General features: G+C 66.1%; 20 protein-coding genes and 1 pseudogene. 7 read left to right on the top strand and 14 right to left on the bottom strand.

The features are described 5' to 3' along the window. Positions 1 to 3 precede the first annotated feature (3 nt). The 3 genes from KU43P_RS12490 to KU43P_RS12500 all read left to right on the top strand — a co-directional run bounded on the left by KU43P_RS12490 (position 4) and on the right by KU43P_RS12500 (position 3,811). Positions 4 to 852, top strand: a complete 849-nt coding sequence (locus KU43P_RS12490; RefSeq protein WP_317663469.1) for a helix-turn-helix transcriptional regulator — start codon at positions 4 to 6, stop codon at positions 850 to 852. A gap of 64 nt (positions 853 to 916) precedes the next feature. After that, positions 917 to 2,407, top strand: coding sequence for an aldehyde dehydrogenase (locus KU43P_RS12495; protein WP_317663471.1), 1,491 nt, complete (start codon positions 917 to 919; stop codon positions 2,405 to 2,407). Between the two features lie 21 nt (positions 2,408 to 2,428). After that, positions 2,429 to 3,811 carry an aspartate aminotransferase family protein gene (locus KU43P_RS12500; RefSeq protein ID WP_317663473.1) on the top strand — a complete coding sequence of 461 codons (1,383 nt, stop codon included), beginning with the start codon at positions 2,429 to 2,431 and terminating at the stop codon, positions 3,809 to 3,811. A 118-nt stretch (positions 3,812 to 3,929) separates the two neighbouring features. On the opposite strand, the gene KU43P_RS12505 is transcribed toward KU43P_RS12500, so the two are convergent. Beyond that, positions 3,930 to 5,930 (bottom strand): peptidase U32 family protein, encoded by a 2,001-nt coding sequence (locus KU43P_RS12505; RefSeq protein ID WP_317663474.1) that lies wholly within the window; start codon positions 5,928 to 5,930, stop codon positions 3,930 to 3,932. Positions 5,931 to 6,050: 120 nt separating this feature from the next. Here KU43P_RS12505 and KU43P_RS12510 point away from each other — a divergent pair. Next, positions 6,051 to 6,274: pseudogene (locus KU43P_RS12510) on the top strand (3-keto-5-aminohexanoate cleavage protein); the annotation flags it as partial. A 140-nt stretch (positions 6,275 to 6,414) separates the two neighbouring features. Here KU43P_RS12510 and KU43P_RS12515 read toward each other — a convergent pair. Then, positions 6,415 to 6,774, bottom strand: a complete 360-nt coding sequence (locus tag KU43P_RS12515; protein WP_317663475.1) for a RidA family protein — start codon at positions 6,772 to 6,774, stop codon at positions 6,415 to 6,417. Positions 6,775 to 6,922: 148 nt separating this feature from the next. Between KU43P_RS12515 and KU43P_RS12520 the strand changes: the two genes are divergently transcribed. Then, positions 6,923 to 7,621, top strand: coding sequence for a tRNA (adenine(22)-N(1))-methyltransferase (locus KU43P_RS12520; protein ID WP_317663476.1), 699 nt, complete (start codon positions 6,923 to 6,925; stop codon positions 7,619 to 7,621). A gap of 1 nt (position 7,622) precedes the next feature. Here KU43P_RS12520 and KU43P_RS12525 read toward each other — a convergent pair whose 3' ends face one another. Next, positions 7,623 to 7,898, bottom strand: coding sequence for a DUF2790 domain-containing protein (locus tag KU43P_RS12525; RefSeq protein ID WP_317663477.1), 276 nt, complete (start codon positions 7,896 to 7,898; stop codon positions 7,623 to 7,625). Positions 7,899 to 8,022: 124 nt separating this feature from the next. Between KU43P_RS12525 and KU43P_RS12530 the strand changes: the two genes are divergently transcribed. Next, on the top strand, positions 8,023 to 8,955 hold the full coding sequence (locus KU43P_RS12530; protein WP_317663478.1) for a LysR family transcriptional regulator: 933 nt from the start codon (positions 8,023 to 8,025) through the stop codon (positions 8,953 to 8,955). Positions 8,956 to 8,958: 3 nt separating this feature from the next. On the opposite strand, the gene KU43P_RS12535 is transcribed toward KU43P_RS12530, so the two are convergent. From KU43P_RS12535 to KU43P_RS12545, 3 genes are all read right to left on the bottom strand, one after another. Then, positions 8,959 to 9,513 (bottom strand): YbhB/YbcL family Raf kinase inhibitor-like protein, encoded by a 555-nt coding sequence (locus KU43P_RS12535; RefSeq protein WP_317663479.1) that lies wholly within the window; start codon positions 9,511 to 9,513, stop codon positions 8,959 to 8,961. Positions 9,514 to 9,554: 41 nt separating this feature from the next. Then, positions 9,555 to 9,860, bottom strand: coding sequence for a hypothetical protein (locus tag KU43P_RS12540; protein ID WP_317663480.1), 306 nt, complete (start codon positions 9,858 to 9,860; stop codon positions 9,555 to 9,557). Between the two features lie 199 nt (positions 9,861 to 10,059). Then, positions 10,060 to 11,337, bottom strand: a complete 1,278-nt coding sequence (locus tag KU43P_RS12545) for an MFS transporter (protein WP_317663481.1) — start codon at positions 11,335 to 11,337, stop codon at positions 10,060 to 10,062. A 153-nt stretch (positions 11,338 to 11,490) separates the two neighbouring features. On the opposite strand from KU43P_RS12545, the gene KU43P_RS12550 reads away from it, so the two are divergent. Continuing rightward, positions 11,491 to 12,366 carry an AEC family transporter gene (locus tag KU43P_RS12550; protein WP_317663482.1) on the top strand — a complete coding sequence of 292 codons (876 nt, stop codon included), beginning with the start codon at positions 11,491 to 11,493 and terminating at the stop codon, positions 12,364 to 12,366. Positions 12,367 to 12,483: 117 nt separating this feature from the next. Here KU43P_RS12550 and KU43P_RS12555 read toward each other — a convergent pair whose 3' ends face one another. The 8 genes from KU43P_RS12555 to KU43P_RS12590 form a co-directional block, all read right to left on the bottom strand. Then, positions 12,484 to 13,116, bottom strand: a complete 633-nt coding sequence (locus KU43P_RS12555; RefSeq protein WP_317663483.1) for a hypothetical protein — start codon at positions 13,114 to 13,116, stop codon at positions 12,484 to 12,486. A gap of 136 nt (positions 13,117 to 13,252) precedes the next feature. Beyond that, positions 13,253 to 14,584: an MFS transporter gene (locus KU43P_RS12560; protein WP_317663484.1), complete on the bottom strand. Its 1,332-nt coding sequence runs from the start codon at positions 14,582 to 14,584 to the stop codon at positions 13,253 to 13,255. An 87-nt stretch (positions 14,585 to 14,671) separates the two neighbouring features. After that, positions 14,672 to 15,610: a hydroxymethylglutaryl-CoA lyase gene (locus KU43P_RS12565; protein ID WP_317663485.1), complete on the bottom strand. Its 939-nt coding sequence runs from the start codon at positions 15,608 to 15,610 to the stop codon at positions 14,672 to 14,674. Next, positions 15,607 to 16,800 (bottom strand): CaiB/BaiF CoA transferase family protein, encoded by a 1,194-nt coding sequence (locus tag KU43P_RS12570; protein WP_317663487.1) that lies wholly within the window; start codon positions 16,798 to 16,800, stop codon positions 15,607 to 15,609. Before KU43P_RS12570 ends, KU43P_RS12565 begins: the two co-directional genes overlap by 4 nt. A gap of 104 nt (positions 16,801 to 16,904) precedes the next feature. Then, entirely contained in the window at positions 16,905 to 17,813 is a 909-nt protein-coding gene (locus tag KU43P_RS12575) for a LysR family transcriptional regulator (protein WP_317663489.1), read from the bottom strand. 125 nt (positions 17,814 to 17,938) lie between these two features. Next, positions 17,939 to 20,365: a TonB-dependent receptor gene (locus KU43P_RS12580; RefSeq protein WP_317663491.1), complete on the bottom strand. Its 2,427-nt coding sequence runs from the start codon at positions 20,363 to 20,365 to the stop codon at positions 17,939 to 17,941. Positions 20,366 to 20,452: 87 nt separating this feature from the next. Further along, positions 20,453 to 21,406: a FecR domain-containing protein gene (locus KU43P_RS12585; RefSeq protein ID WP_317663493.1), complete on the bottom strand. Its 954-nt coding sequence runs from the start codon at positions 21,404 to 21,406 to the stop codon at positions 20,453 to 20,455. Further along, positions 21,403 to 21,912: a sigma-70 family RNA polymerase sigma factor gene (locus KU43P_RS12590; RefSeq protein ID WP_317663495.1), complete on the bottom strand. Its 510-nt coding sequence runs from the start codon at positions 21,910 to 21,912 to the stop codon at positions 21,403 to 21,405. Before KU43P_RS12590 ends, KU43P_RS12585 begins: the two co-directional genes overlap by 4 nt. Positions 21,913 to 21,950 lie beyond the last annotated feature (38 nt).

Raw genomic sequence — 21,950 nt, forward strand, 5'->3', positions numbered from 1 at the left:
ACAATGAGCAAAGACCGGCTGAGATCGCCCGACTGGTACGCGCAGATGGCGCGTGTCATCGACGCCCAGGGCGCGCCGGGCTTCGTCGAGGCGCTGTTCGCCGCGCTCAAGCTGCTTGCCCCGTGCCAGGCCATCACCGTGTTCCTGTACCCGCGCAAGGGCCTGCCCTCGGCGCTGTTCGTCAAGGACGAAGAGGGCCCGTGGCTGCCGGAAGGCAACGTGCAGCGCTACCTCGAAGGCTACTACCTGCTGTGCCCGTTCTACCGCGCCTGCATGGACGGCGTGGCGCCCGGCTGCTATCGCCTGAGCGATGTGGCGCCCGACCACTTCAAGCGCAGCGAGTACTACCTGGCGTTCTACCAGCACGCGCACCTGGAAGATGAGCTGAACTTCATCGTGCCGCTGGACGAGCACCTGACCATCGCCGTGGCCCTGGCCAGCACCCAGCGCCTGGATCGCCAGCAGGTCAGCGACCTCAAGTGCGTGGCACCGTGGGTGGTGGCCGTGGTGCGCCGGCAGTGGGGCCACCTGGACATCGACGCACTCGGTGGGCGTTTCGAGAGCGCCCTGGGTCGGCAGATCAACGCGGCGCTGAACAACTTCGGCTCGTCGCTGCTTACCGAGCGCGAATGCCGCATCGCCCAGTACTTGCTGCGCGGCCACTCGACACGGTCGCTGGCCGAGCGCCTGGGGATCAGCGAAGACACGGTCAAGACCCACCGCAAGAACCTCTACACCAAGCTGGACATCGCCAAGCAGTCCGAACTGTTCTCGCTGTTCATCGACTCCTTGGCCCAGGCCCAGGAAGGCTTGAGCAAGGACCCGCTGGAAAGCTACCTGCGAAGGCGCTGACCCCCGCGCGACACCTCATTCGAACAACAAACCGGCCGCCCGCGCGGCCGCAAGGGAGAACTGCGTGCATACGAAAAGCGATTGGCAGCAGCGCGCTGCTCGGCAAAGCTTCATCACCACGGCGCTGATCGACGGCCGCCCGCTGTCGGCCCGCTGCGGAGACACCTTCGCCGCCATCAACCCGGCCACCCAGCAACTGCTGGCCCAGGTGGCCGCCTGCGGCGAGGCGGAAATCGACCAGGCGGTGCGTTCGGCGCGCCGCGCCTTCGAACAAGGCCCGTGGGCGCGCATGGCCCCCTCGGCGCGCAAGCGGGTGCTGCTGCGCCTGGCCGAGCTGATGATGGCCCACCGCGAAGAACTGGCCCTGCTCGACTCGCTGAACATGGGCAAGCCGGTGATGGATGCCTACAGCATCGACGTGCCCGGCGCCGCCAACGTGTTCGCCTGGTACGGCGAGGCGCTGGACAAGGTCTACGACCAGGTCGCCCCGACCGCAGCCAACGCCCTGGCCACCATCACCCGCGAGGCGCTGGGCGTGATCGGCGCCGTGGTGCCGTGGAACTTCCCGCTGGACATGGCCGCCTGGAAAGTCGCTCCGGCCCTGGCCGCCGGCAACAGCGTGGTGCTCAAGCCCGCCGAGCAGTCGCCGTTCTCGGCCCTGCGCCTGGCCGAGCTGGCCCTCGAGGCCGGCTTGCCAGAAGGCGTGCTCAACGTGGTGCCGGGCCTGGGCGAAAGCGCCGGCCGCGCCTTGGGCCTGCACCCGGATGTGGACTGCCTGGTGTTCACCGGCTCCACCCAGGTGGGCAAGTACTTCATGCAGTACTCGGCGCAGTCCAACCTCAAGCAAGTGTGGCTCGAATGCGGCGGCAAGAGCCCGAACCTGGTGTTCGACGACTGCCAGGACCTGGACCTGGCCGCCGAGAAGGCCGCCTTCGGCATCTTCTTCAACCAGGGCGAGGTGTGCTCGGCCAACTCGCGGCTGTATGTGCAACGCTCGATCCACGACGAGTTCGTCGAGCGCCTGCAGGCCAAGGCCTGCAACTGGTTGCCCGGCGACCCGCTGGACCCGGCCAGCCGCGCCGGCGCCATCGTCGACAGCGCGCAGAGCGCCCGCATCATGGCCGCCATCGAGCAGGCCCAAGGTGACGGCGCACGCCTGGTGTGCGGCGGCCAGCGGCTGAGCTTCAATGGCTCGGACAACTTCATCGCGCCCACGGTGTTCAGCGACGTGCGCCCGGATTCGGCCCTGGCCCGCGAGGAAATCTTCGGCCCGGTACTGGCGATCACTGCCTTCGACGACGAAGCCCAAGCCCTGAGCCTGGCCAATGACAGCCTCTACGGCCTGGCGGCCTCGGTGTGGAGCGATGACCTCAACCGTGCCCACCGCGTGGCCCGCCAGCTCAAGGCCGGCACCGTATCGGTGAACACGGTCGATGCCCTGGACGTGGCCGTGCCCTTCGGCGGCGGTCGCCAGTCCGGTTTTGGCCGCGACCTGTCGCTGCACGCTTTCGACAAATACACCCAGCTCAAGACCACCTGGTTCCAGCTGCGCTGACCTACATCACGGAGAACGACCATGAACGCACCCTTCCAGCCGCAACGCGACACCCGCGATTACCAGGCCAGCGACGCGGCCCACCACATCCACGCCTTCCTCGACCAGAAGGCGCTCAATGCCGAAGGGCCGCGGGTCATCACCCGCGGTGAAGGCCTGTACCTGTGGGACAACGACGGCCGCCGTTACCTGGACGGTATGTCCGGCCTGTGGTGCACCCAGCTCGGTTACGGCCGCAAGGACCTGACCGCTGCCGCCGCCGCGCAGATGGACCAACTGGCCTACTACAACATGTTCTTCCACACCACCCACCCGGCGGTGATCGAACTGTCCGAGCTGCTGTTCAGCCTGCTGCCGGAGCACTACAGCCACGCCATCTACACCAACTCCGGTTCCGAGGCCAACGAGGTGCTGATCCGCACCGTGCGCCGCTATTGGCAGGTGGTCGGGCAGCCGAGCAAGAAGATCATGATCGGCCGCTGGAACGGCTACCACGGCTCGACCCTGGCGGCCACTGCGCTGGGCGGCATGAAGTTCATGCACGAGATGGGCGGGATGATCCCGGATGTAGCCCACATCGACGAACCGTACTGGTACGCCGAGGGCGGCGAGCTGACCCCGGCCGAGTTCGGTCGCCGCTGCGCGCTGCAGCTGGAAGAGAAGATCCTCGAACTGGGTGCCGAGAACGTCGCAGGCTTCATTGCCGAGCCGTTCCAGGGCGCAGGCGGCATGATCTTCCCGCCGGAAAGCTACTGGCCGGAAATCCAGCGCATCTGCCGCCAGTACGACGTGCTGCTGTGCGCCGACGAAGTGATTGGTGGTTTCGGCCGTACTGGCGAATGGTTCGCCCACGAGTACTTCGGCTTCGAGCCTGACACCCTGTCGATCGCCAAGGGCCTGACCTCGGGCTATGTGCCGATGGGCGGCCTGGTGCTGAGCAAGCGCATTGCCGAGGCGCTGGTGGAGCGGGGCGGTGTGTTCGCCCACGGCCTGACCTATTCCGGGCACCCGGTGGCGGCGGCGGTGGCCATTGCCAACCTCAAGGCGCTGCGTGACGAGGGCATCGTGCGCCAGGTCAAGGACGACACCGGGCCTTACTTGCAGCGCATCCTGCGCGAGACCTTCGCCAATCACCCGTTGATCGGCCAGGTGCAGGGAGCGGGGTTGGTGGCGGCGTTGCAGTTCGCCGAGGACAAGGGCAGCCGCAAGCGTTATGCCAACGAGAACGACCTGGCGTGGCAGTGCCGCACCTATGGCTTCGAGGAGGGGGTGATCATTCGTTCGACGTTGGGGCGGATGATCATGGCGCCGGCACTGGTGGCCACGCGCGGCGAGCTCGATGAGTTGGTGGAGAAGACCCGCATTGCCGTTGATCGCACGGCGCGTGGGTTGGGGATTCTTTGAGGCTGTAAGAGGGGGCCGCTTTGCGGCCCATCGCCGGCAAGCCGGCTCCCACAGTCAAGACCTGCGCGGTATCTGTGGGAGCCGGCTTGCCGGCGATGGGGCCCTTACAGGCACCCCCTCAATGCGGCGCGCGCGGAATGGTCTTGAGCAGATCTTCCGGGCTGATGTGCCCCACCACCTGGGCCACCGCGCTGCCCGGTGTCGGCAGGTCGATGATGTGGCCTTTCATCTTGCCGATCACATGCATCTCGCACGGCTTGCAGTCGAACTTCAGGGTCAGCACCTCATCACCCTGGATCAACTGCATCGGCGCCACCTTGGTACGCACGCCTGTCACACCCTTGGCCTGCTTGGGGCACAGGTTGAACGAGAAGCGCAGGCAGTGCTTGGTGATCATCACCGGCACCTCACCGTGCTCCTCGTGGGCTTCATACGCCGCATCGATCAGTTGCACGCCATGGCGGTGGTAGAAGTCGCGAGCCTTCTGGTTGTACACATTGGCCAGGAACGACAGGTGCGACTCAGGGTACACCGGCGGCGGCGTGGTCTCGGCCTTGCGCCCACCGCGTGGGTGGGCCTTGATACGGGCTTCGGTCAGCGCCTCGATGGCTTCGCGGCGCAGGGCCTTGAGCTGCGAGTTGGGGATGAAGTACGCCTGCGGCGCATCCAGCACGATGGCGTTGGCGTGGTACATCGTGGTACCCAGCTGGCCAAGCAGGTCATGCAACTGGTCCAGCGCCTGCTGCGGCTTGTTGGCCGCACCGAACGGGCCGTCCAACGCGACCTGTACGCTGACGCCTTCCTCGCTGCTGACGGTCAGCATCAGGCGTTGCTCGGTGAGCACCGCATGCCACTCCACGCCCACCCGGCGCTCGGCCGAGGTGCGCTGCAGCGCTTGTTGCCAGTTATGGTCGAGGTTGCGCGACAGCGGATGGTTCGGGCGCAGCTTGTGCAGGCCTTCAGGCATTTCGTTGGGTTCGACCCGGTAGCGGTAGCGCTTCTGGCCGTCTTCCTCGAACTCGCCACGGGGCTCGGCGATGTTGGCGCGAAAGCCCACCACCTCGCGCTTGACCAGCACGTTCAGGCCATCGCCATTGGTCAGCGGGACCTCGGTGACCACCTGCATGTCGCGCTTGCCGACCTTTTCCACCACACCCACCGGTAGGCCGGTGAAGGTCGGCGAGTCGAAGGCGCCGATGTCGACCTTGCGGTCGGTGACGAAGTAGTCGGTGCTACCGCGGTGGAAGGTCTTGTCCGGGTCGGGCACGAAGAAGTGCTCGGTACGGCCGCTGGAAGCGCGAGCCAGCTCCGGGCGGTCTTCCAGAATGGCATCCAGCTCTTTGCGGTAGTGGGCCGTGATGTTCTTCACATAGCCCACGTCCTTGTAGCGGCCTTCGATCTTGAACGACCGAACGCCGGCATCGACCAGGTCGCGCAGGTTGGCGGTCTGGTTGTTGTCCTTCATCGACAGCAGGTGCTTCTCGAACGCCACCACGCGGCCCTGGTCGTCTTTGAGGGTGTACGGCAGGCGGCAGGCCTGGGAACAGTCACCACGGTTGGCACTGCGCCCGGTCTGGGCGTGGGAGATGTTGCACTGGCCGGAGAAGGCCACGCACAGCGCACCATGGATGAAGAATTCGATGGCTGCATCGGTTTCGGCGGCGATGGCGCGAATCTGCTGCAGGTTCAGCTCGCGCGCCAGCACCAGCTGGGAGAAGCCGGCCTGATCGAGGAACTTGGCCCGCTCCAAGGTGCGGATGTCGGTCTGGGTGCTGGCATGCAGCTCGATGGGCGGGATATCCAGCTCCATCACCCCCAGGTCCTGCACGATCAGCGCATCCACACCCGCGTCGTAGAGCTGATGGATCAGCTTGCGCGCCGGCTCCAGCTCATTGTCGTGGAGGATGGTGTTGATGGTGGTGAACACCCGTGCATGGTAGCGGCGGGCGAACTCCACCAGCTCGGCGATTTCGCCGACTTCGTTGCAGGCGTTGTGGCGTGCGCCGAAGCTCGGGCCACCGATGTAGATGGCGTCGGCGCCGTGCAGGATCGCTTCGCGAGCGATGGCCACGTCACGGGCAGGGCTGAGCAGTTCCAGGTGATTCTTTGGAAGGGACATGTCGTTATAGGTTCGGGCTGTCACGGTTTAAGGCGGCATTGTAACGGTGAAATGCCTGGCTGGCACCTTTGGCTGCTGAGAGGCCAGGGCGGTGGCCGTTGGTGGGCGCTTGCCGCTCGACACCATCGCTCCGGCAATGAAGACACCCTCATCGACCAGCACGGCAAGCGCTTCTCGTCGGTGGAGCAGGTCAGGCAGACCGTGCGCATCGCCCACGAGCTGGGCGTGAGATTACCAGTGGCAAGGAAGCGCGGGGCATCTACCGCATTGGCGAGCAGTACGGGTCCGTCGAAGAGACTTTGCAGGCCAATGGCATGGCGCCGAACCGCCTGGCCGGCCAGCGCGCTTGGCGGCTGACTGGCCCTATCGCCGGCAAGCCGGCTCCCACAAGTACCCCACTGCGCTTGAGAGCTGTGAAATACCTGTGGGAGCCGGCTTGCCGGCGATAGGGCCGCAAAAGCGGCCCCGGCCCTCGAGCGGTGAATCAGCCCTTGGCGGCCATCGCGGTCACTTCCACGCGCATTTGCGGGTAGGCCAGCGCCGCCACACCCACGGCGGCACGCACCGGCCAGGGCTTGCTGAAGAAGCGCTGGTAGACCTCGTTGAAGGCAGGGCGGTCGGCCATGTCGGTGAGGTAGATGGTCAGGTGCATGACGCGGTCCATGCCGCTGCCTGCCTTTTCCAGGGCGTCTTTGAGCGCCTGCAGCGTGCTTTCGCTCTGCTGCACGATATCGGCGTCGATATCGGCGGGGATCTGCGTGGTGACGAGAATGCCATTGAACTCGGCGACGTCGGAAGAAATCGACTCGGCGTCGGAATCGGGGGTAAAGACGATGTTTGCCATGGAATGTCTGCCTTGCAACGGAAGGAAAGCCGCAAGCCTACGCGAGCACGGCGCAGTGGTCGAGCCAGCGCCACCGTCTGGCCCGCGCACGTTGTAATACCGCGCCCTGGCCGTCAGAATCGCGCCGATTGTAAAGAAGGGGTTTGAGTTGAACGAACAGACATTGTCGATGCGCCTGGAGCGCGTGGCGGCCCATGTGCCCCAGGGCGCGCGCCTGGCCGATATCGGCTCGGACCACGGCTACCTGCCCGTGGCCCTGGCGCTGCGTGGCGTGATCGAAGCGGGCGTGGCCGGTGAAGTGGCGCAGACGCCCTATGCCTCGGCCCGGCGCAATGTACGCCGCAACGGCCTGGAGCAACGCATTACCGTACGCCTGGCCGATGGCCTGGCGGCGATCGAGCCACAGGACCGCATCACGGCGATCAGCCTGTGCGGCATGGGCGGCCAGACCATGTGCGAAATTCTCGAACGGGGCAGGCAGCACCTGAACGGCAACGAGCGCCTGATCCTGCAGCCCAACGGCGACGAGCGCGAACTGCGCGGCTGGCTGATGGCGAACGGGTACCGCATCGTGTGCGAAGAACTGTTGCGGGAAAACCGCTTCGACTACGAGATCATCGTTGCCGATCCGGGCGCGGGTGAGTCGGTCTACAGCGTCGAAGAGCTGTACTTCGGCCCGCTGCTGATGCGTGAGAAGAGCCCGGCATTTCTTACCAAGTGGCAGCGCATGCTGCGCCAGAAACAACAGACCCTGGCCAACTTCGAGCGTGCGCGTGACGCCATCCCGCAGGAAAAACGCAACGACTTCGCCCGTCAGATCGGCTGGATCAACCAGGTATTGGCCTGAGTTACAGCTGCGAGCAGTTGCCCATTTCCCGGTAGTTGACTTCGCGGGTCTGGCCCTGGTGGTCGACGTAGACCATGTGCGCGGTGCCGACCTGGCAGTCGGCGACGTTGCTGGCCGGGGTAACGGAAATGACCTTGGCCACATCCAGCGGCATGCCGTATTCGTAGTTTTCGCTGCTGTTGGCCACCGGCTGGCTGCTGGTGGTGTCGGCCAGGGCGCCGAACGAGGCGAACAGGGCAGTCAGGGCAAGCACGGCGACGGTGCGTTGAGTGTTCATGGAAGGCTCCTTTTTCGATGTTTTACCTATGATGTATTCATTGGTGATCCTCAATAAATGGGCTAACTCGTGATAGATTCCTGCCCGGAACGCACGAATAAGAACGGTACAAGGAGCCAAGCTCATGGACATGCTGCACGCCATGCGAACATTCGCCCGGGTAGTGGAGTGCGGCAGTTTTGCCGCGGCTGCCAACGCCTTGGACATTTCTGCAGCGCAGGTGTCGCGAATCGTCGCGGAACTGGAGAACCAGCTGCAGACCCGCCTGTTGCACCGCACGACCCGGCGCCTGCGCATGAGCGAGGCGGGGGAGCGCTTTCTCGAACGCTCGCGGCAGATCATGCTGCTGACCGAAGAGGCCGTGGGTGAAGCCCGTGGCGCCCACCTCACCCCGCGTGGGCGCCTGCGCCTGCATTGCCCGCATGGCCTGGGCATGCTGCTGATGCCCCTGGTGGCCGGCTACAACGCCGTGTGCCCGGATGTGGTGATCGAGTTGACCTTGTCGCAGCGCAACCCCGACCCGTTGGCTGAGGGCCATGATGTGGTCATCACCGTGGACGAGGCCCTGCCAGACTCACAGCTCATCGCCGTGCCGCTGGGCACTATCTTCAGCATCCCCTGCGCCGCGCCCAGCTACCTGCAGGCACATGGCGTGCCCGAGCGCCCCGAAGACTTGCACGAGCACCGCTGCCTGCGCATGGCGTATCCGATGTACGAGGGCGACTGGGTGTTCCCGCAGGGTGTGGACCAGTGCGTGATCGCCCCACGTGACAGCTTCCTGACCAATGTCGCCGACGCCATGCTCAAGGCCAGCGAGCTGGGCATGGGGATCGGCCTGCTGCCGTTCTACACCGCCAGCCAAGCCATCGAGCAGGGGCGGCTGCGGCGCCTGTTGGCGCCGTATCGGTTACGGGAGAGTGCGTTGTATGCGATCTATCCGTCGCGCCACTACCTGGACGCCAAGGTGCGCACTTGGATCGACTACATGAAGGAGCAGCTGCCGGCGCTGTTCGAGGGGCACGAAAAAGTCGTCGACGACGCTCAGTACTGGCGCTGAGGTTCAGTGCCCGTAGCGCCCGACCAAGCTTTGCGCGCCCAGCGCATGGCCTTGCAGCAGCTCCAGCAGCGCATTGCGGTCCAGCCCCTCGGGCAAGGTGCCGAGGGGGATGTCGGTGGCGATCAAGGTCAGGGCGTAGTGGTGCGGGTTGTCGCCGGCAGGTGGGCAGGGGCCGCGGTAGCTGAGCGTGCCGCGTGAATTGCGCCCGACCATGAGCGTCTGGCTGCTCAGCCCGCCACTGCCTTCCTTGAGCCCATCGAGTGCCGGGTCGATGTTGTAGGCCAGCCAGTGCACCACGCCGATACCCTTGCCACCGTCCGGGTCGAACATGATCAGCGCCAGGGAGCGGGTGCCGGCGGGCAGGTTGTCCCAGCTAAGTTGCGGGGTCTGTTCCTCGCCCGCACCACAAGCCGGGTCAAGCCCGACCTGCTGCAGGGCGATCACGCCGCCGTCGGTGAACGACGACGAGCTGATCGACAGTGCACCAGCGCTGCCACCGGCGGCCAAGGCTGCGGTGCAGGGTAACAAGGCGGCGAACAGCCAGGGCTTGAGGTTCATGGCGATGGCTCGGCAGGGCGATGCGCCGCAGTGTAGTTCAATCAGTGGCTGTCCTGGTCTTCGGCAGTGCCGCCGCTGTGGCCTGCGCCACTGCCGGTGGCTTCACCGGTGCTGTTGGAACCGCCTGTGGCGCCATCGGTAGCATCGTTGCCGGTGTCGCTGCTGTCGTTGGCCTTGCCACTGCCAGGGCTGTTGACGCTGCTGCCGTCACCGGCGGTCTTGCCGCCTTGCTGGTCGGTTTTCGGGTAGGCGTCGGTATTGGTGTCGGAGGGGGTGGAGGCGGCGAAACTGCTGGCGCTGCCCAGGGCCAGGGCGAGGAACAAGGCAAGGGGGCGAATGCGGATCATGGCGAAGCTCCTGTGCGGATGATCTGTCATTCGTTTGGCTGGCGGGGGACGGCAGGGTGCCCGTCGGGCGACGGGCGGTCAGTCAGGGCCCTATTGCCGGCAAGCCGGCTCCCACAGGTTTTTCACTGCCCTCAAGTACAGCGGTGTACCTGTGGGAGCCGGCTTGCCGGCGATAGAGCTGCGCAGCAGCCCCCCAATTTCAATGCGCTGGCGCTTCCTCCGGCTCCAGCGGCGGATGCTCCTGCGCCGCCTGCATCAGGTCTTCAGTCACCCGCAGCTCAGCCCCCGTAGGCGAGAACGTGGTCGAGGCAGTAAACGGTGCCGGATGCTCGGCCGCCGGGCGCTTGCCCCGGCGCCACAGAAAGAAGCACACCATCGCCAGGTTGACCACGGCAAACGCCCAGAACAGCCCCGGCTCACCAAACTCCGTCATTACCGGCGAAATCGCCAGCGGCGCCATGGCCGAGCCCAGCGAGTTGATCAGCAGCAGGCCCTGGATCATCGGCACCAGCGCATCGGACGGCGCCCGGTCAGCGGCATGGCTGACCGCCACCGGGTACAGCGCGAACACACCGCCGCCGAGCAGGAACAGCATCGCCGGCAGCAACGCCGAATGCGAAGGCAGAAACACCGTGACCAGCGACAGCACCACGCACAGCGCGGCCAGGGCGATCAGCACATCCTGGCGGTCCTTGCGGTCGGACCAGCGCCCCACCGGGTATTGCAGCAGCATGGCGCCGAGGATCACCCAGGCCATCATGCTGCCCACTTCACCCACGTCCAGGCCGATGCGTTGCAGGTACAGCGGCAGCAGGGCATAGATGCCGGCAATCGCCACCCCGGAACCGAAGCAGCCCACCAGCCCCGACGGCGCCACGCCGAGCAACTGGCGCGGTTTGAGCGGTTCGACCTGATCCAGCAACGGCGATACCCGCGGCAGGATCACGATCGGCAGCACCGACAGCGCGGCAAGCATGCCGGCCAGCATGAACGGCGCGCTGTCGCTCAGCTGCGCAGTCACGCCCAGGCCTGCCTGGGCGATCACCCCGGCGCCGTAGAAGGCGATCATGTACAGCGCCAGCAAGCGCCCGCGGATCTTCGCGTCGCCTGCCAGCAGCAGCCAGCTTTCGATCACCAGGAACACGCCGACTGCGGCCCAGCCGTTGATCAGGCGCAGGATCGACCACCAGGTGGTGTCGTAGAACAACCCCTGCAACAGGATAGTGGCGGCGATCAGCGAGGCGAAGCTGGTGTAGGCGCGGATATGGCCGATGCGCAGGATCAGCCGGTCGTTGAACACCGCGCCCAGGGTCAGGCCGATGAAGTAGCTCGACGAGACGATACCGATGGTGGTGGCCGACTCGCCGGCAGCGCCCAGACGCAAGGTGGTCAGGGAAGACATGAAGCCGTTGCCCAGGGCAATGATGAACAGCCCGAGCAGGGGTGCCAGCGCCATGGCCAGCAAACGCGGAGACATAAAAACCTCAGAGGGGAGTAGCGCAGTTGCCGGCTGTTCCGGCACAGGGAAAAAGGAGGCGCGATTCTAAGGCCCGGGAAGGTTTTCCCCAAGGGGCCTGGCCCTGCGGCATAATGACGCTTTTGCGCAGTTGACCCAGGGAAGGCCAGGTTTATGTTCGCTTCGCTGTTCGCGGTGCTGGCACCGGTGTTTATCGTCGCCGGTATTGGCTATGGCTGGGCCCGCACGGCCCTGGAATACCCTACCCAGTTCATTGCCCGGATGGTCATGACCGTCGGCACGCCGGCGCTGGTGCTGGCGACTCTGAACCGTACCCAACTCGACCCTGCGGCTTTCACCAGCATGGCCCTGGCCTGCCTGCTCTGTACCCTGGGCATGGCTGCGGTTGGGCTGGTGGTATGCCGCCTAGGCCGCCAGGACTGGCGGGTTTTGCTGCCGGCGTTCATGTTCCCCAATACCGGCAACATGGGCCTGCCGATCAGCTTGTATGCCTTTGGCGAGCACGGGTTGGCGCTGGCCATGGCGTTTTTCCTGGGCCTGTCGATCGTGCAGTTCACCGTCGGCATGGCCATTTCCGGCACGGCCGTCTCGCTCAAGGCGCTACTGCGCAATCCCGTCGTCATCAGCCTGGCCCTGGCCTTGCCGATGATCTTCTTCGATATTCATCTGCCGCGCTGGCTGGCCAACACGGCAGACCTGCTTGGCGGCATGTGCATCCCCCTGATGCTGCTGACCCTGGGGGTGTCGCTGGCCAGCATTCGCCCACAGCACATCGCCAGCGGCCTGTTGCTGGGCGGCGTGCGGATCGTGCTGGGGGCCGGAATGGGCTGGGCGGTTGGCGCCGCGTTGGACATGGAACAGATGCAGCGTGCGGTGCTGATGGTGCAGTCGGCGATGCCGGTGGCGGTGTTCAACTACTTGATGGCGGTCAGGGCCAACCGCTCGCCGGAGCAGGTGGCGAACTTGGTGATGTGTTCGACGGTGCTGTCGTTTGCCTGGTTGCCGGTGGTGCTGGCCTGGTGGATGTGAGCCTGTATCGGCCCCATCGCCGGCAAGCCGGCTCCCACAAGTAGGGCACAGCCTTCGTGGCTTGTGGTCTACCTGTGGGAGCCGGCTTGCCGGCGATAGGGCCAGTACAGGCAGCCATCATTTATCGAACAAGCGCTCGTGCACCCATCCCTTGTTGGTCAGCACCATCACTCGCTTCTCCCTGGCCGGCGTGTCGAGGGTGGCAACCGCCTCACCCAGGTCACGGATGCTGGCCTTCACCTCGTCATTGGCCGCCCAGTTCGGCAGGCCGGTAATCTTGTAGGCATAGGTCACATCGGAAATGGTGTGGCCCATCATTTCGCCCGGCTCGCTGAACTGCTCGATTGCCGTCACCTCGGCCTTGCCAAAGCACAGCCCGCCACGGGTGCTGCCGTTGAGCATTTTCTGCGCATCGGCCTTGTAGAACTTGCGGCCCTCGTCGGTGAGGTCGTAGGCGTAGTAGATGTCTGTGCGTGCCGGTTGCCACAGGCGTTCCGGCACTTCTACGCGGGACGTTTCCTTTTCGCTGACGATGCCGACCTTGGCCAAGGCATGCAGGGCCTTGTTGGTGCCGTTGACGTCGAAGTCCTGGGTCTTGGTGGGGAAATCGGAGACTACGAAACAGTGGGGATACTGGGTGTCGAGATAGGCCTGGGCGGCTTTGTGGAAATTGGCCTCGCTGGCGTCCTTGGTGTCCGAGCAGCCGGCCAGGGCGGCCAGCAGTGCCAGCGGTACGATCTTCCTGTACATGATGAAGCGTCCTTGGATTGCGAGTTGAACCGTTGTGGGCGGCATTAGAACCCACGGTTTAGAGCGGCGCAATCGTGGCAGGACGGCATCTCGACGGGGTTCACAAAAGCGTAGGGCCGCATGCGGCCCCGTGTTTTCAATGGGTGGGCACATCCCGAGTCCGCAGCTTTTCCGGCAAGGCAAACATCACCAGCAGTGCTGTCACCACACAGGCGCCGGCAATCAGGTACAGCGCCGGTGTGGTCGTGCCCGTCAAATCCCGAATGCGCCCCACCAGCACCGGGCTGACGATACCGCCCAGTTGGCCCAGGGTATTGATCAACGCAATCCCCCCCGCGGCACCTGCGCCCGCGCCGGCCAGCAACTTCGGCGGCAGCGCCCAGAAGCTCGGGATCGAGGCCACCACACCGGCGCCGAGCAGGCCCAGGGACACCAGCAGCAACGGCGTGTTGTCGTCGAAGATCCCTGCACAGAGGAAGCCCAGTGCACCCAGCGAGATCAAGCCGGCGGTGAACCAGCGGCGTTCGCCGGTGGCATCCGACAGCCGCCCGCACACCACCATGGCAATGGCCCCGCAGATGTACGGCACGGCGGTGAGCAGGCCGATCATCGACGGGTTCTCGGTGCCGGCGCTGCGGATCAGTTGCGGTGCCCAGAAGTTCAGGCCGTAGGAGGCGATCTGGATCAGGAAATAGATCAACCCGAGGGTCAGGAAGCCCGGAATGCGGATCGCCTGCAGCAACGAGCCCTGGCCATGGCCGGCCTGGGGCGGGTCGATGCGCGACAGCAACAGCTGTTTTTCGCCTGGGTTCAGCCAGCCGGCATCCTCAATGCGGTCCTTGAGCAAGGTCAGCACCAGCAGGCCCAGAGCCACGCACGGCAGGCCGCCGAGCAGGAACAGCCAATGCCAGCCACGCATCTGCAGGGCACCGTCGAGATGGCCGAGGATCAGCCCCGAGAACGGCGCACCGAACAGCCCGGCGAAGGCCGAAGCGAGGAACAGCAGCGAAGTGATGCGGCCGCGGTAGTGGCGCGGGAACCACAGCGTCAGGTAGTACAGCACCCCAGGCGCGAAGCCGGCCTCCATGGCGCCGATGATGAAACGCAGGGCATAGAACTGCCATTCGTTGGTCACGAACACCATCGCGGCCGTGGCCAGGCCCCAGGAGATCATGATGCGGGCGATCCAGCGGCGCGCGCCGACCTTGTACAGCATCAGGTTGCTGGGCACCTCGAACAGCACGTAGCCGACCACGAACAGGCTCGCGCCCAGGCCGTAGGCGGTATCGCTGAAGCCCAGGTCGGTCTGCAACTGGAACTTGGCAAAGCTGATGTTGATGCGGTCGAAGAAGGCGAACAGGTAGCAGACCATGATCAGTGGCATCAGCCGCCAGGCGACTTTGCGCACCAGGGCTTTTTCACTGTCGGCGGTGCCATCGGCAGCCGTGTGCAGGGCGGAAAGGCTCATTTTCGTGTTCTCCAGTCGGGCCGCTGCGGTGAGCGGCCCTGTTGTTCTTGTTGTCTGGTGGGGCGGTGCCCCGGTTGCAGCGATGGCTCAGGCGGGCAGGCCGGCCGGTAGCGGGTGCAGGTCGCAGTTGCGCCCGGCCTTGGCCAGCTGGCCGGGCACTTCATGGCCGAGCAGGGCAGGCAGGCCCCGTGCCATGTGCAGCAGACCCTCCAGGTCCACCCCGGTAGGGATGCCGGTTTCGGCACACAGGTTGGCCAGGTCTTCACTGCAGATATTGCCCGAGGCACCCGGTGCGAACGGGCAGCCACCGAGCCCGCCGAGGGCGGCATCGAAGCGCCGTGCACCGGCTTCATAGGCGGCCAGCACGTTGCACAGGCCCAGGCCACGGGTGTTATGGAAGTGCAGGGTGAGCATGCTCGCCGGCACTCGCTCCAGGCTGCGGCGCACCAGGCGCTCGACCTGGCGCGGGTTGGCCATGCCGGTGGTGTCGGCCAGGGTCACGCCCTGCATGCCGAGTTCCAGGTAGGCATCCAGCAGGCGCAGCACCAGGTCTTCCTCGATGCGCCCCTCGAACGGGCAACCGAAGGCGGTGGCCACCGAGGCATTGAGGCTGACCGGGCGCCCCTGCACGGCCTGGACGATGTCGCCGAAGCCGGCCAGCGACTGCTCGCGGCGCATGCGCATGTTGGCCAGGTTGTGCGACTGGCTGGCCGAAAGCACCAGGTTGAGTTCGTCGGCACCGGCCGCCAGGGCGCGCTCGGCGCCCTTGAGGTTGGGGATCAGCGCCACGTAGATCACCCCGGGTTGGCGCTGGATGCCGCGGAACACCTCATCGCCATCGCGCAGCGCCGGTATCGCCTTGGGCGAGACGAACGAACCGGCTTCGATACGGCCGAAACCCAGGCGCGACAGGCCATTGATCAGCGCGATCTTGTCCTCGGTGGCGACCCAGGTCGGTTCGATCTGCAGGCCGTCGCGCGGGGCAACTTCCTGGATGATCAGTTGCTCGGGGTTGACCGGGATCATTGCACCACCCCCTGGCTGCGCAGGCGGGCGATGTCGTGCGCCGCCATGCCCAGCCCACCGAGCACGGCGTCGGTGTGCTCACCCAGCGCCGGGCCTTGCCAGTCGACCCGCCCCGGGGTGGCCGAAAGCTTGGGCACGATGCCGGGCATGCGCACGGCGGTGCCGTCGGGCAACTGGCTGTCCAGCAGCATGTCGCGGGCCTGGTAATGGGGGTCGTTGACGATGTCGGCGACCGAATAGATTCGCCCAGCGGGCACTTCGGCCTGTTCCAGCGCCGCCAGTACGGTGTCGATCGGGTGCTGGCGGGTCCACTGCTCGATGGCATCGTCAAGCCGCGTGGCCTGGGCGGCTCGGCCGTCGTTGTGGGCGAATTCGGCGGCCTCGGCCAGGTCCGGGCGGCCGATGGTGTGCATCAGCCGGCGGAAGATCGGGTCGCTGTTGCCGGCGATCACCACGAAGGCGCCGTCGCCGGTGCGGTAGGTGTTGGACGGCGCGATGCCGGGCAGGGCGCCGCCGCTGCGTTCACGCACGTGGCCCAGCAGGTCGTATTCGGGGATCAGGCTTTCCATCAGGTTGAACACGCTTTCCACCAGCGACACATCGACCACCTGGCCGACGCCACCGTTGGCGCGCACGTTGAACAACGACAGCAAGGCGCCCATCACCGCGTGCAGCGAGGCCAGCGAGTCGCCCAGGCTGACCCCGGCACGGGCCGGTGCCGCGCCCGGTTCGCCCGTGGTGTAGCGGATGCCACCCATGGCCTCGCCGATGGCGCCGAACCCTGGCCGGTCACGGTACGGGCCGCTCTGGCCGTAGCCGGAAATACGCACCAGGGTCAGGCGCGGGTTCAGGGCATGCAGCACGTCCCAGCCCAGGCCGAGTTTCTCCAGGGCGCCGGGGCGCAGGTTCTCGATCAGCACGTCGGTGTCTTGCAGCAACTGCTTGACGATGGCCAGGCCTTCGGCGGCCTTGAGGTCCAGCGCCAGCGACTTTTTGTTGCGCGATTGCAGGTACCACCAGAGCGAGGTGCCGTCGTGAAGCTTTCGCCACTTGCGAAGGGGGTCGCCCTGGCCCAGGGCTTCGATCTTGATCACTTCGGCGCCGAATTCGCCGAGCAGGCGGGCGGCAAAGGGGGCGGCGATCAGCGTACCGATTTCCAGCACCCGAATGCCTTCGAGGGGAGCAGGCATGTTGCGTACCTCATTTGTTCTTGGACTTTGAGGTAGAGCCTAAGGCGACGGCGCAGAGGGCACCAACCCTCTGTCGGCAACAACCGTTCGCGAAACACGAAGGGTCAGCGGTCGCCACGCAGTTGTTCGAACAGCAGGCGGCTCACGGGCGACAGGGCTTCCAGCTCGCGCACCACCAGCAGCAGCTCGCGCTCGGCCCAGTCGTCTGCGAGTTTCACCGCCTGCAGCCCCAAGGCCCCGCCGAACAGCTCGAAGGCCTTGCGCGGCAGGATGCCCAGGCCCATGTTCGCCTGCACCATGCGGCACACGGCATCGAAGCTCGGCACATGGATGCGCAGGCGCAGTACCTTGCCGGCTCGCCGCGCGGCTTCCACGGTGCGCATGTTGATCGAGCTGGCCGCGTGCAGGCCGATGAAGTCGTTGTCCAGGGTGTCGGCGAACGCCACTTCAGCACGTGCGGCCAGCGGGTGCCCGGCAGGCAGCACCAGCACCAGCTGGTCGCGCTTGTAGCGCACGGTATGCAGGTCGCGGGTATCGCTGTCGGCCGAGCAGATGCCCAGGTCGGCGACGCCGTCGAGCACACCCTGGATCACGCCATTGCTCGGGCGCTCTTCGAGGTCGAGCTTGATGCGTTCGTGGTGGGCGCTGAAATCGGCCAGGTCCTCGGGCAGGAACTGGATGATCGCCGACAGGTTGGCCAGCATCCGCACATAGCCACGCACACCCTGCAGGTGCTCGCCCAGTTCCAGGCCGATCTTCTCCAGGTTGAACAGCATGCGCCGGGCGTGGTGCAGCAGGGTTTCGCCGGCGGGGGTGAGCTGCATGCCACGGGCCTGGCGCAGGAACAGCGGCGTGCCCAGGGCGCTTTCCAATTCGTTGAGGCGCTTGCTGGCGGCCGACAGGGCGATGGCCTCGCGGGTAGCGGCGCGGGTTAGGCTGCCTTCTTCGTGGATGGCCACGAAGAGTTGCAGGGTGACCAGGTCGAGGCGGCGGATCAGGTTGGTTGGGTGCATGGGGGGGTGTTTACCAGGAGGGTGTCTGCTTGGGCCTCATCGCCGGCAAGCCGGCTCCTACAGGGACGGCAGCAGCGGTGTCCTTGTGGGAGCCGGCCTGACGGCGATGAGGCGCGAACAGGCTGTCAGAAATCGACACTCGCCGACAACCGCAAAACCCGTGGCGTGCCCTGGGTCAGGTAATTGTTAGAGGTCGAAGCCGAAGCCCAGTATGCCTTGTTCGCCACGTTCTCGACATTGGCCCGCAAGGTCACCTGCTTGTCGTCCAGCTTGAAGCGGTAGCGCCCACCCAGATCGACACGGGTCCACGCCGGGATGCTCAGGCTGTTGTCCGTGTTGACGTACTGCCCCCCGGTGCGCAACACCCGCGCGCTCAATGCTGCCCCCGCGATCCCCGGCACATCCCAGTCAGCCCCCAGGTTGTACTGGAAGCGCGGCACGCCCGGTGCACGGTTGCCATCGTTGCGGCCATTGGCTGTGTTGTCCAGCTCGGTGTGCATGAACACCGCCCCCGTAAGCAGCCGCAGCCCTTCGATCGGCTCACCGAACACATTCAGCTCGACGCCCTTGTTCACCTGCTCGCCATCCATGCTGAAGGTGTCCTTGGTCGCGCCCGCCTCGCGGAACGTGGTGCTGTTCGGTTGTTCGATGCGGTACACGCCCAGTGTCGCGCCAAAGCTGTTCCAGTCCAGCTTCACCCCGGCTTCCACCTGCTTGCTGCGCTTGGGTGGGAACACCTCGTTGGCGTTGCTCACGCTGGACGGCGCGGTCGGGCCCTGGGCCAGGCCTTCGATGCGGTTGGCATAGAACGACACATGCTCCCAAGGCTTGAGCACCAGGCCATAGACCGGCGTGGTCACCGACTCGTCGTAGTTGGCATTGCGCACCCCGGTGGCGGTGGCCCAGCCGTCGACGCCGATCGACTGCCGGCGCACGCCTACGGTCAGCAGCAACCGATCGTCGAAGAAGCCCAGGGTGTCGGATACCGCCGCACTCTTCACGCGATTCTTGCCGACGATGCGCGGGTCGTGCAGGTCGCTGCCAGCGTAGGTATTGGTCGGTCGCGGCACCTTGACCGGGTGGTACAGGTTGGAATCGAAGCGGTTGGCCGCCGTGATCGCCTCATAGGCCGAGCGCTGCTCGCCCCACATGCCCGAAAGGCCGAGGTTGACCCGGTGGCTGACCGGCCCGGTGGCGAAGCGGCCGTTGAGGCCGGCCATGGCGCTCTTGTTGTCCTCGTCGTGGGGCGGGTAGAGGTAGCCGCCGCGGGCCGTGCCGTCCTCGTCGCTGACGTAGAGCGAGGAGTACTCGCCGTTCTCGCGGGTGTGCTTGGCACCGGCGCCGGCATACAGCGTCCAGCTATCGTTGAGATCGTACTCGGCGTTGACCATGCCGTAGGTGTCTTCGAGCTGCGACCAGGTCCAATCCTGGGCGTAGTTGTCGCGTGCCGAGGGGGCGTGCGGCACTTTGCTGCCCGTTGGGTAGATCACCGCACGGCCCTGGTTGATGCGTTCCTTCTGATAGCCCAAGTCGGTGGACAGGCGTAGGCGGTCGCCACGGTAGTCCAGGGCCACGGCAACCAGGGTGGAGTGCTGGGCCTCGTCGTGCACGCCGGTGCCGCCGTCATGCTGGGCCAGGTTGATGCGCGCACCGAAGCGGTTGTCCTCGCCAAAGCGCTTGCCCAGGTCGAGGTGGCCGCCGAGGTTGGCACCTGTGGCGTAGTCGAAGGTGACGTGGCGGGTCGGCGTGTCTTCGGCGCGCTTGGGCACCAGGTTCACCGCGCCGCCGATGCCGCTGCCCTGAGGCGCGACGCCGTTGAGGAAGGCGTTCGGGCCTTTGAATACCTCGACCCGCTCCAGCGCCTCGGTGGTGACGATCTGCCGCGGCAGCACGCCGTACAGGCCGTTGTAGCTGATGTCGTCGGTGTTCAGCGGCAGGCCGCGAATGGTGAACACTTGCGAAAAGTTGCCAAAGCCCGCCGACTGGCGCACGGCGGCGTCGTTGAGCAGCACGTCGCCGAGGGTGCGCGCCTGCTGGTCGGCGATGGTCTTGGCGGTGTAGCTGGTGACGCTGAACGGCACGTCGCTGATCGGCTGGTCACCCAGCACGCCCAGACGCGCGCTGCGGGCCACTTGGCCGCCTTGCCAGGTGTCGCTGTTGGCGGCCAGGTCGCTGTTGATGGTGGTGGCGCCCAGCTCCAGGGCATCGCCCAGGTCCACCGTTGGGGCCAGGGTATAGCCGCTGTCGGTGCTGATCAGGCTGTAGCCACTGCCGGCCAGCAGGCGCGCGAAGCCGTCCGCCACGCTGAAGCTGCCCTCCAGGCCCTGGCTCTGCACACCCCTGAGCAGCGCCGGGTCGAACGACAGCGGCACACCGGCGCTGGCAGCGAAGCGGGCCAGCACGTCGGACAGCGGGCCGGCGGCAATGTGGTAGCTGCGTGTACTGTCGCTTGTGGCGGGCTCGGCGGCCAGCAGCATGGCGTTGGGGGCGAAGGTGCCGATGGCCATGGCCAGGCTCAGGGCTTTGAGGCGGAAGCGGGGGCGAGGCGTCATGCGAGGGTCCTGTGGGGGCAGAAAACGAGGGTTCTGCACTCATCACCGGACGACGCAGGAAAAGGTATCAGGCAGCGGCAAAAAACTTCACACCCTCGGTTCGACCGTCACCCAATAGCGCGTCAGACCATGGATCGCGACCGGCAGCGTTTCGCCGAGCAGGCGCAGGCTGGCATCGCTGTCGGTCAGTGGGAACGCGCCTGATACCTTCAGGTCGCCCACCGCCGGGTGGCAGCGCAACACGCCTGGGCGGTAACGGCCTAGCGTCTGTAGCAGGTCGGCCAGGCGCATGTCGCGTGCCAGCAGCATGCCGTGCTCCCAGGCCAGGTCGTCGCTGTCCAGGGGGCTGGCCGGCCGCACCCGAATGCTATCGAAGGCACTGCGCTGGCCCGCCTGCAACACCAGGTGGCCGCTGCCGTGCAGCGGCTGCGCATCCACCGCGCCATCCAGCACGGCCACGCGGGTCAGCGGCCCGTCGAGGTGCACGCTGAAGCGCGTGCCCAGGGCCTGTGCCTGGCCGTGCAGGGTGCGTACCCGCAGCGGCCGGGCGTCTGCGGCGCTGGTGACGAGGATTTCGCCGGCCAGCAGGTCGATGCGCCGCTCGCGGGCGTTGAAGTCGATATCGATGGCGCTGTCGGTGTTCAGCAGCACCCGCGTGCCATCGGCCAGGGTCAGCGGGCGTTGCTCGCCCACGGCGGTGCGCGCGTCGGCGCGCCACTGTTGCCAGGGCGTTTCGCGCCAGGCCAGCCAGGTTGCAGGTGCGGCCAGCAGCAAAAGCCCCAGGCGCTGCATGGCCTGGCGCCGGCTGACGCCACCTTGGCGGCTCAAGCGGCGCAGGGTTTCCCCGGCTACCGGTGTGGGCAGGCGGCGGAAGTCGCCGAGGATCGCCTCGGCGCGCTGCCAGGCCTGGGCATGCTCGGCGCTGCGCTGGCACCAGGCCTGAACGGCGCGGTGGTCGTCCTCGGTGGCGCTGCCCGATTGCAGTTGCACCAGCCAGTCGGCGGCTTCGCCGAGGATCTGCGGGTCGATGCGGGCGCTCATGTGTCCAGGCTCAGGCAGGCGAGGAAGGCGCTGCGCATGTCACGCTTGACGGTGATCAGCGAGACGTTCAGCTGCGCAGCGATCTCGCCATAAGTCAGGCCATCGAGTTGCGACAACAGGAACACCTGGCGCACCCGCGCCGGCATTTCGCGCAGCATGGTGTCGACGCGGTAGAGGGTTTCCAGGATCAGCCAGCGGGTTTCCGGTGACGGCACGTCGGGTTCGGGCAGGTGCGCGATGGCTTCGAGGTAGGCGCGCTCCACATCCTGGCGCCGCCAGCGGTCGACCAGCAGGCCCTTGGCGATATGGGTGAGCAAGGCCCGCGGTTCGCTGCCGAACCCCGCCGTGGCCTGGCGGCCGAGCAGGCGCACGAAGGTGTCGTGGGCCAGGTCTGCGGCATCGCAGGCATTGCCGAGCTTGCGCCCCAGCCAGCCCTGCAGCCAGCCGTGGTGTTCGGTGTATAGCGTCTTGACCTGCAAGGTGAGGGTGGGATCGGCGGGGGGCATGGGAGACGGCGTTGTAATTAAGAATTGATCGCATTCTA

The sequence above is a fragment of the Pseudomonas sp. KU43P genome (assembly GCF_033095865.1).
In the GTDB taxonomy this organism is placed as follows: domain Bacteria; phylum Pseudomonadota; class Gammaproteobacteria; order Pseudomonadales; family Pseudomonadaceae; genus Aquipseudomonas.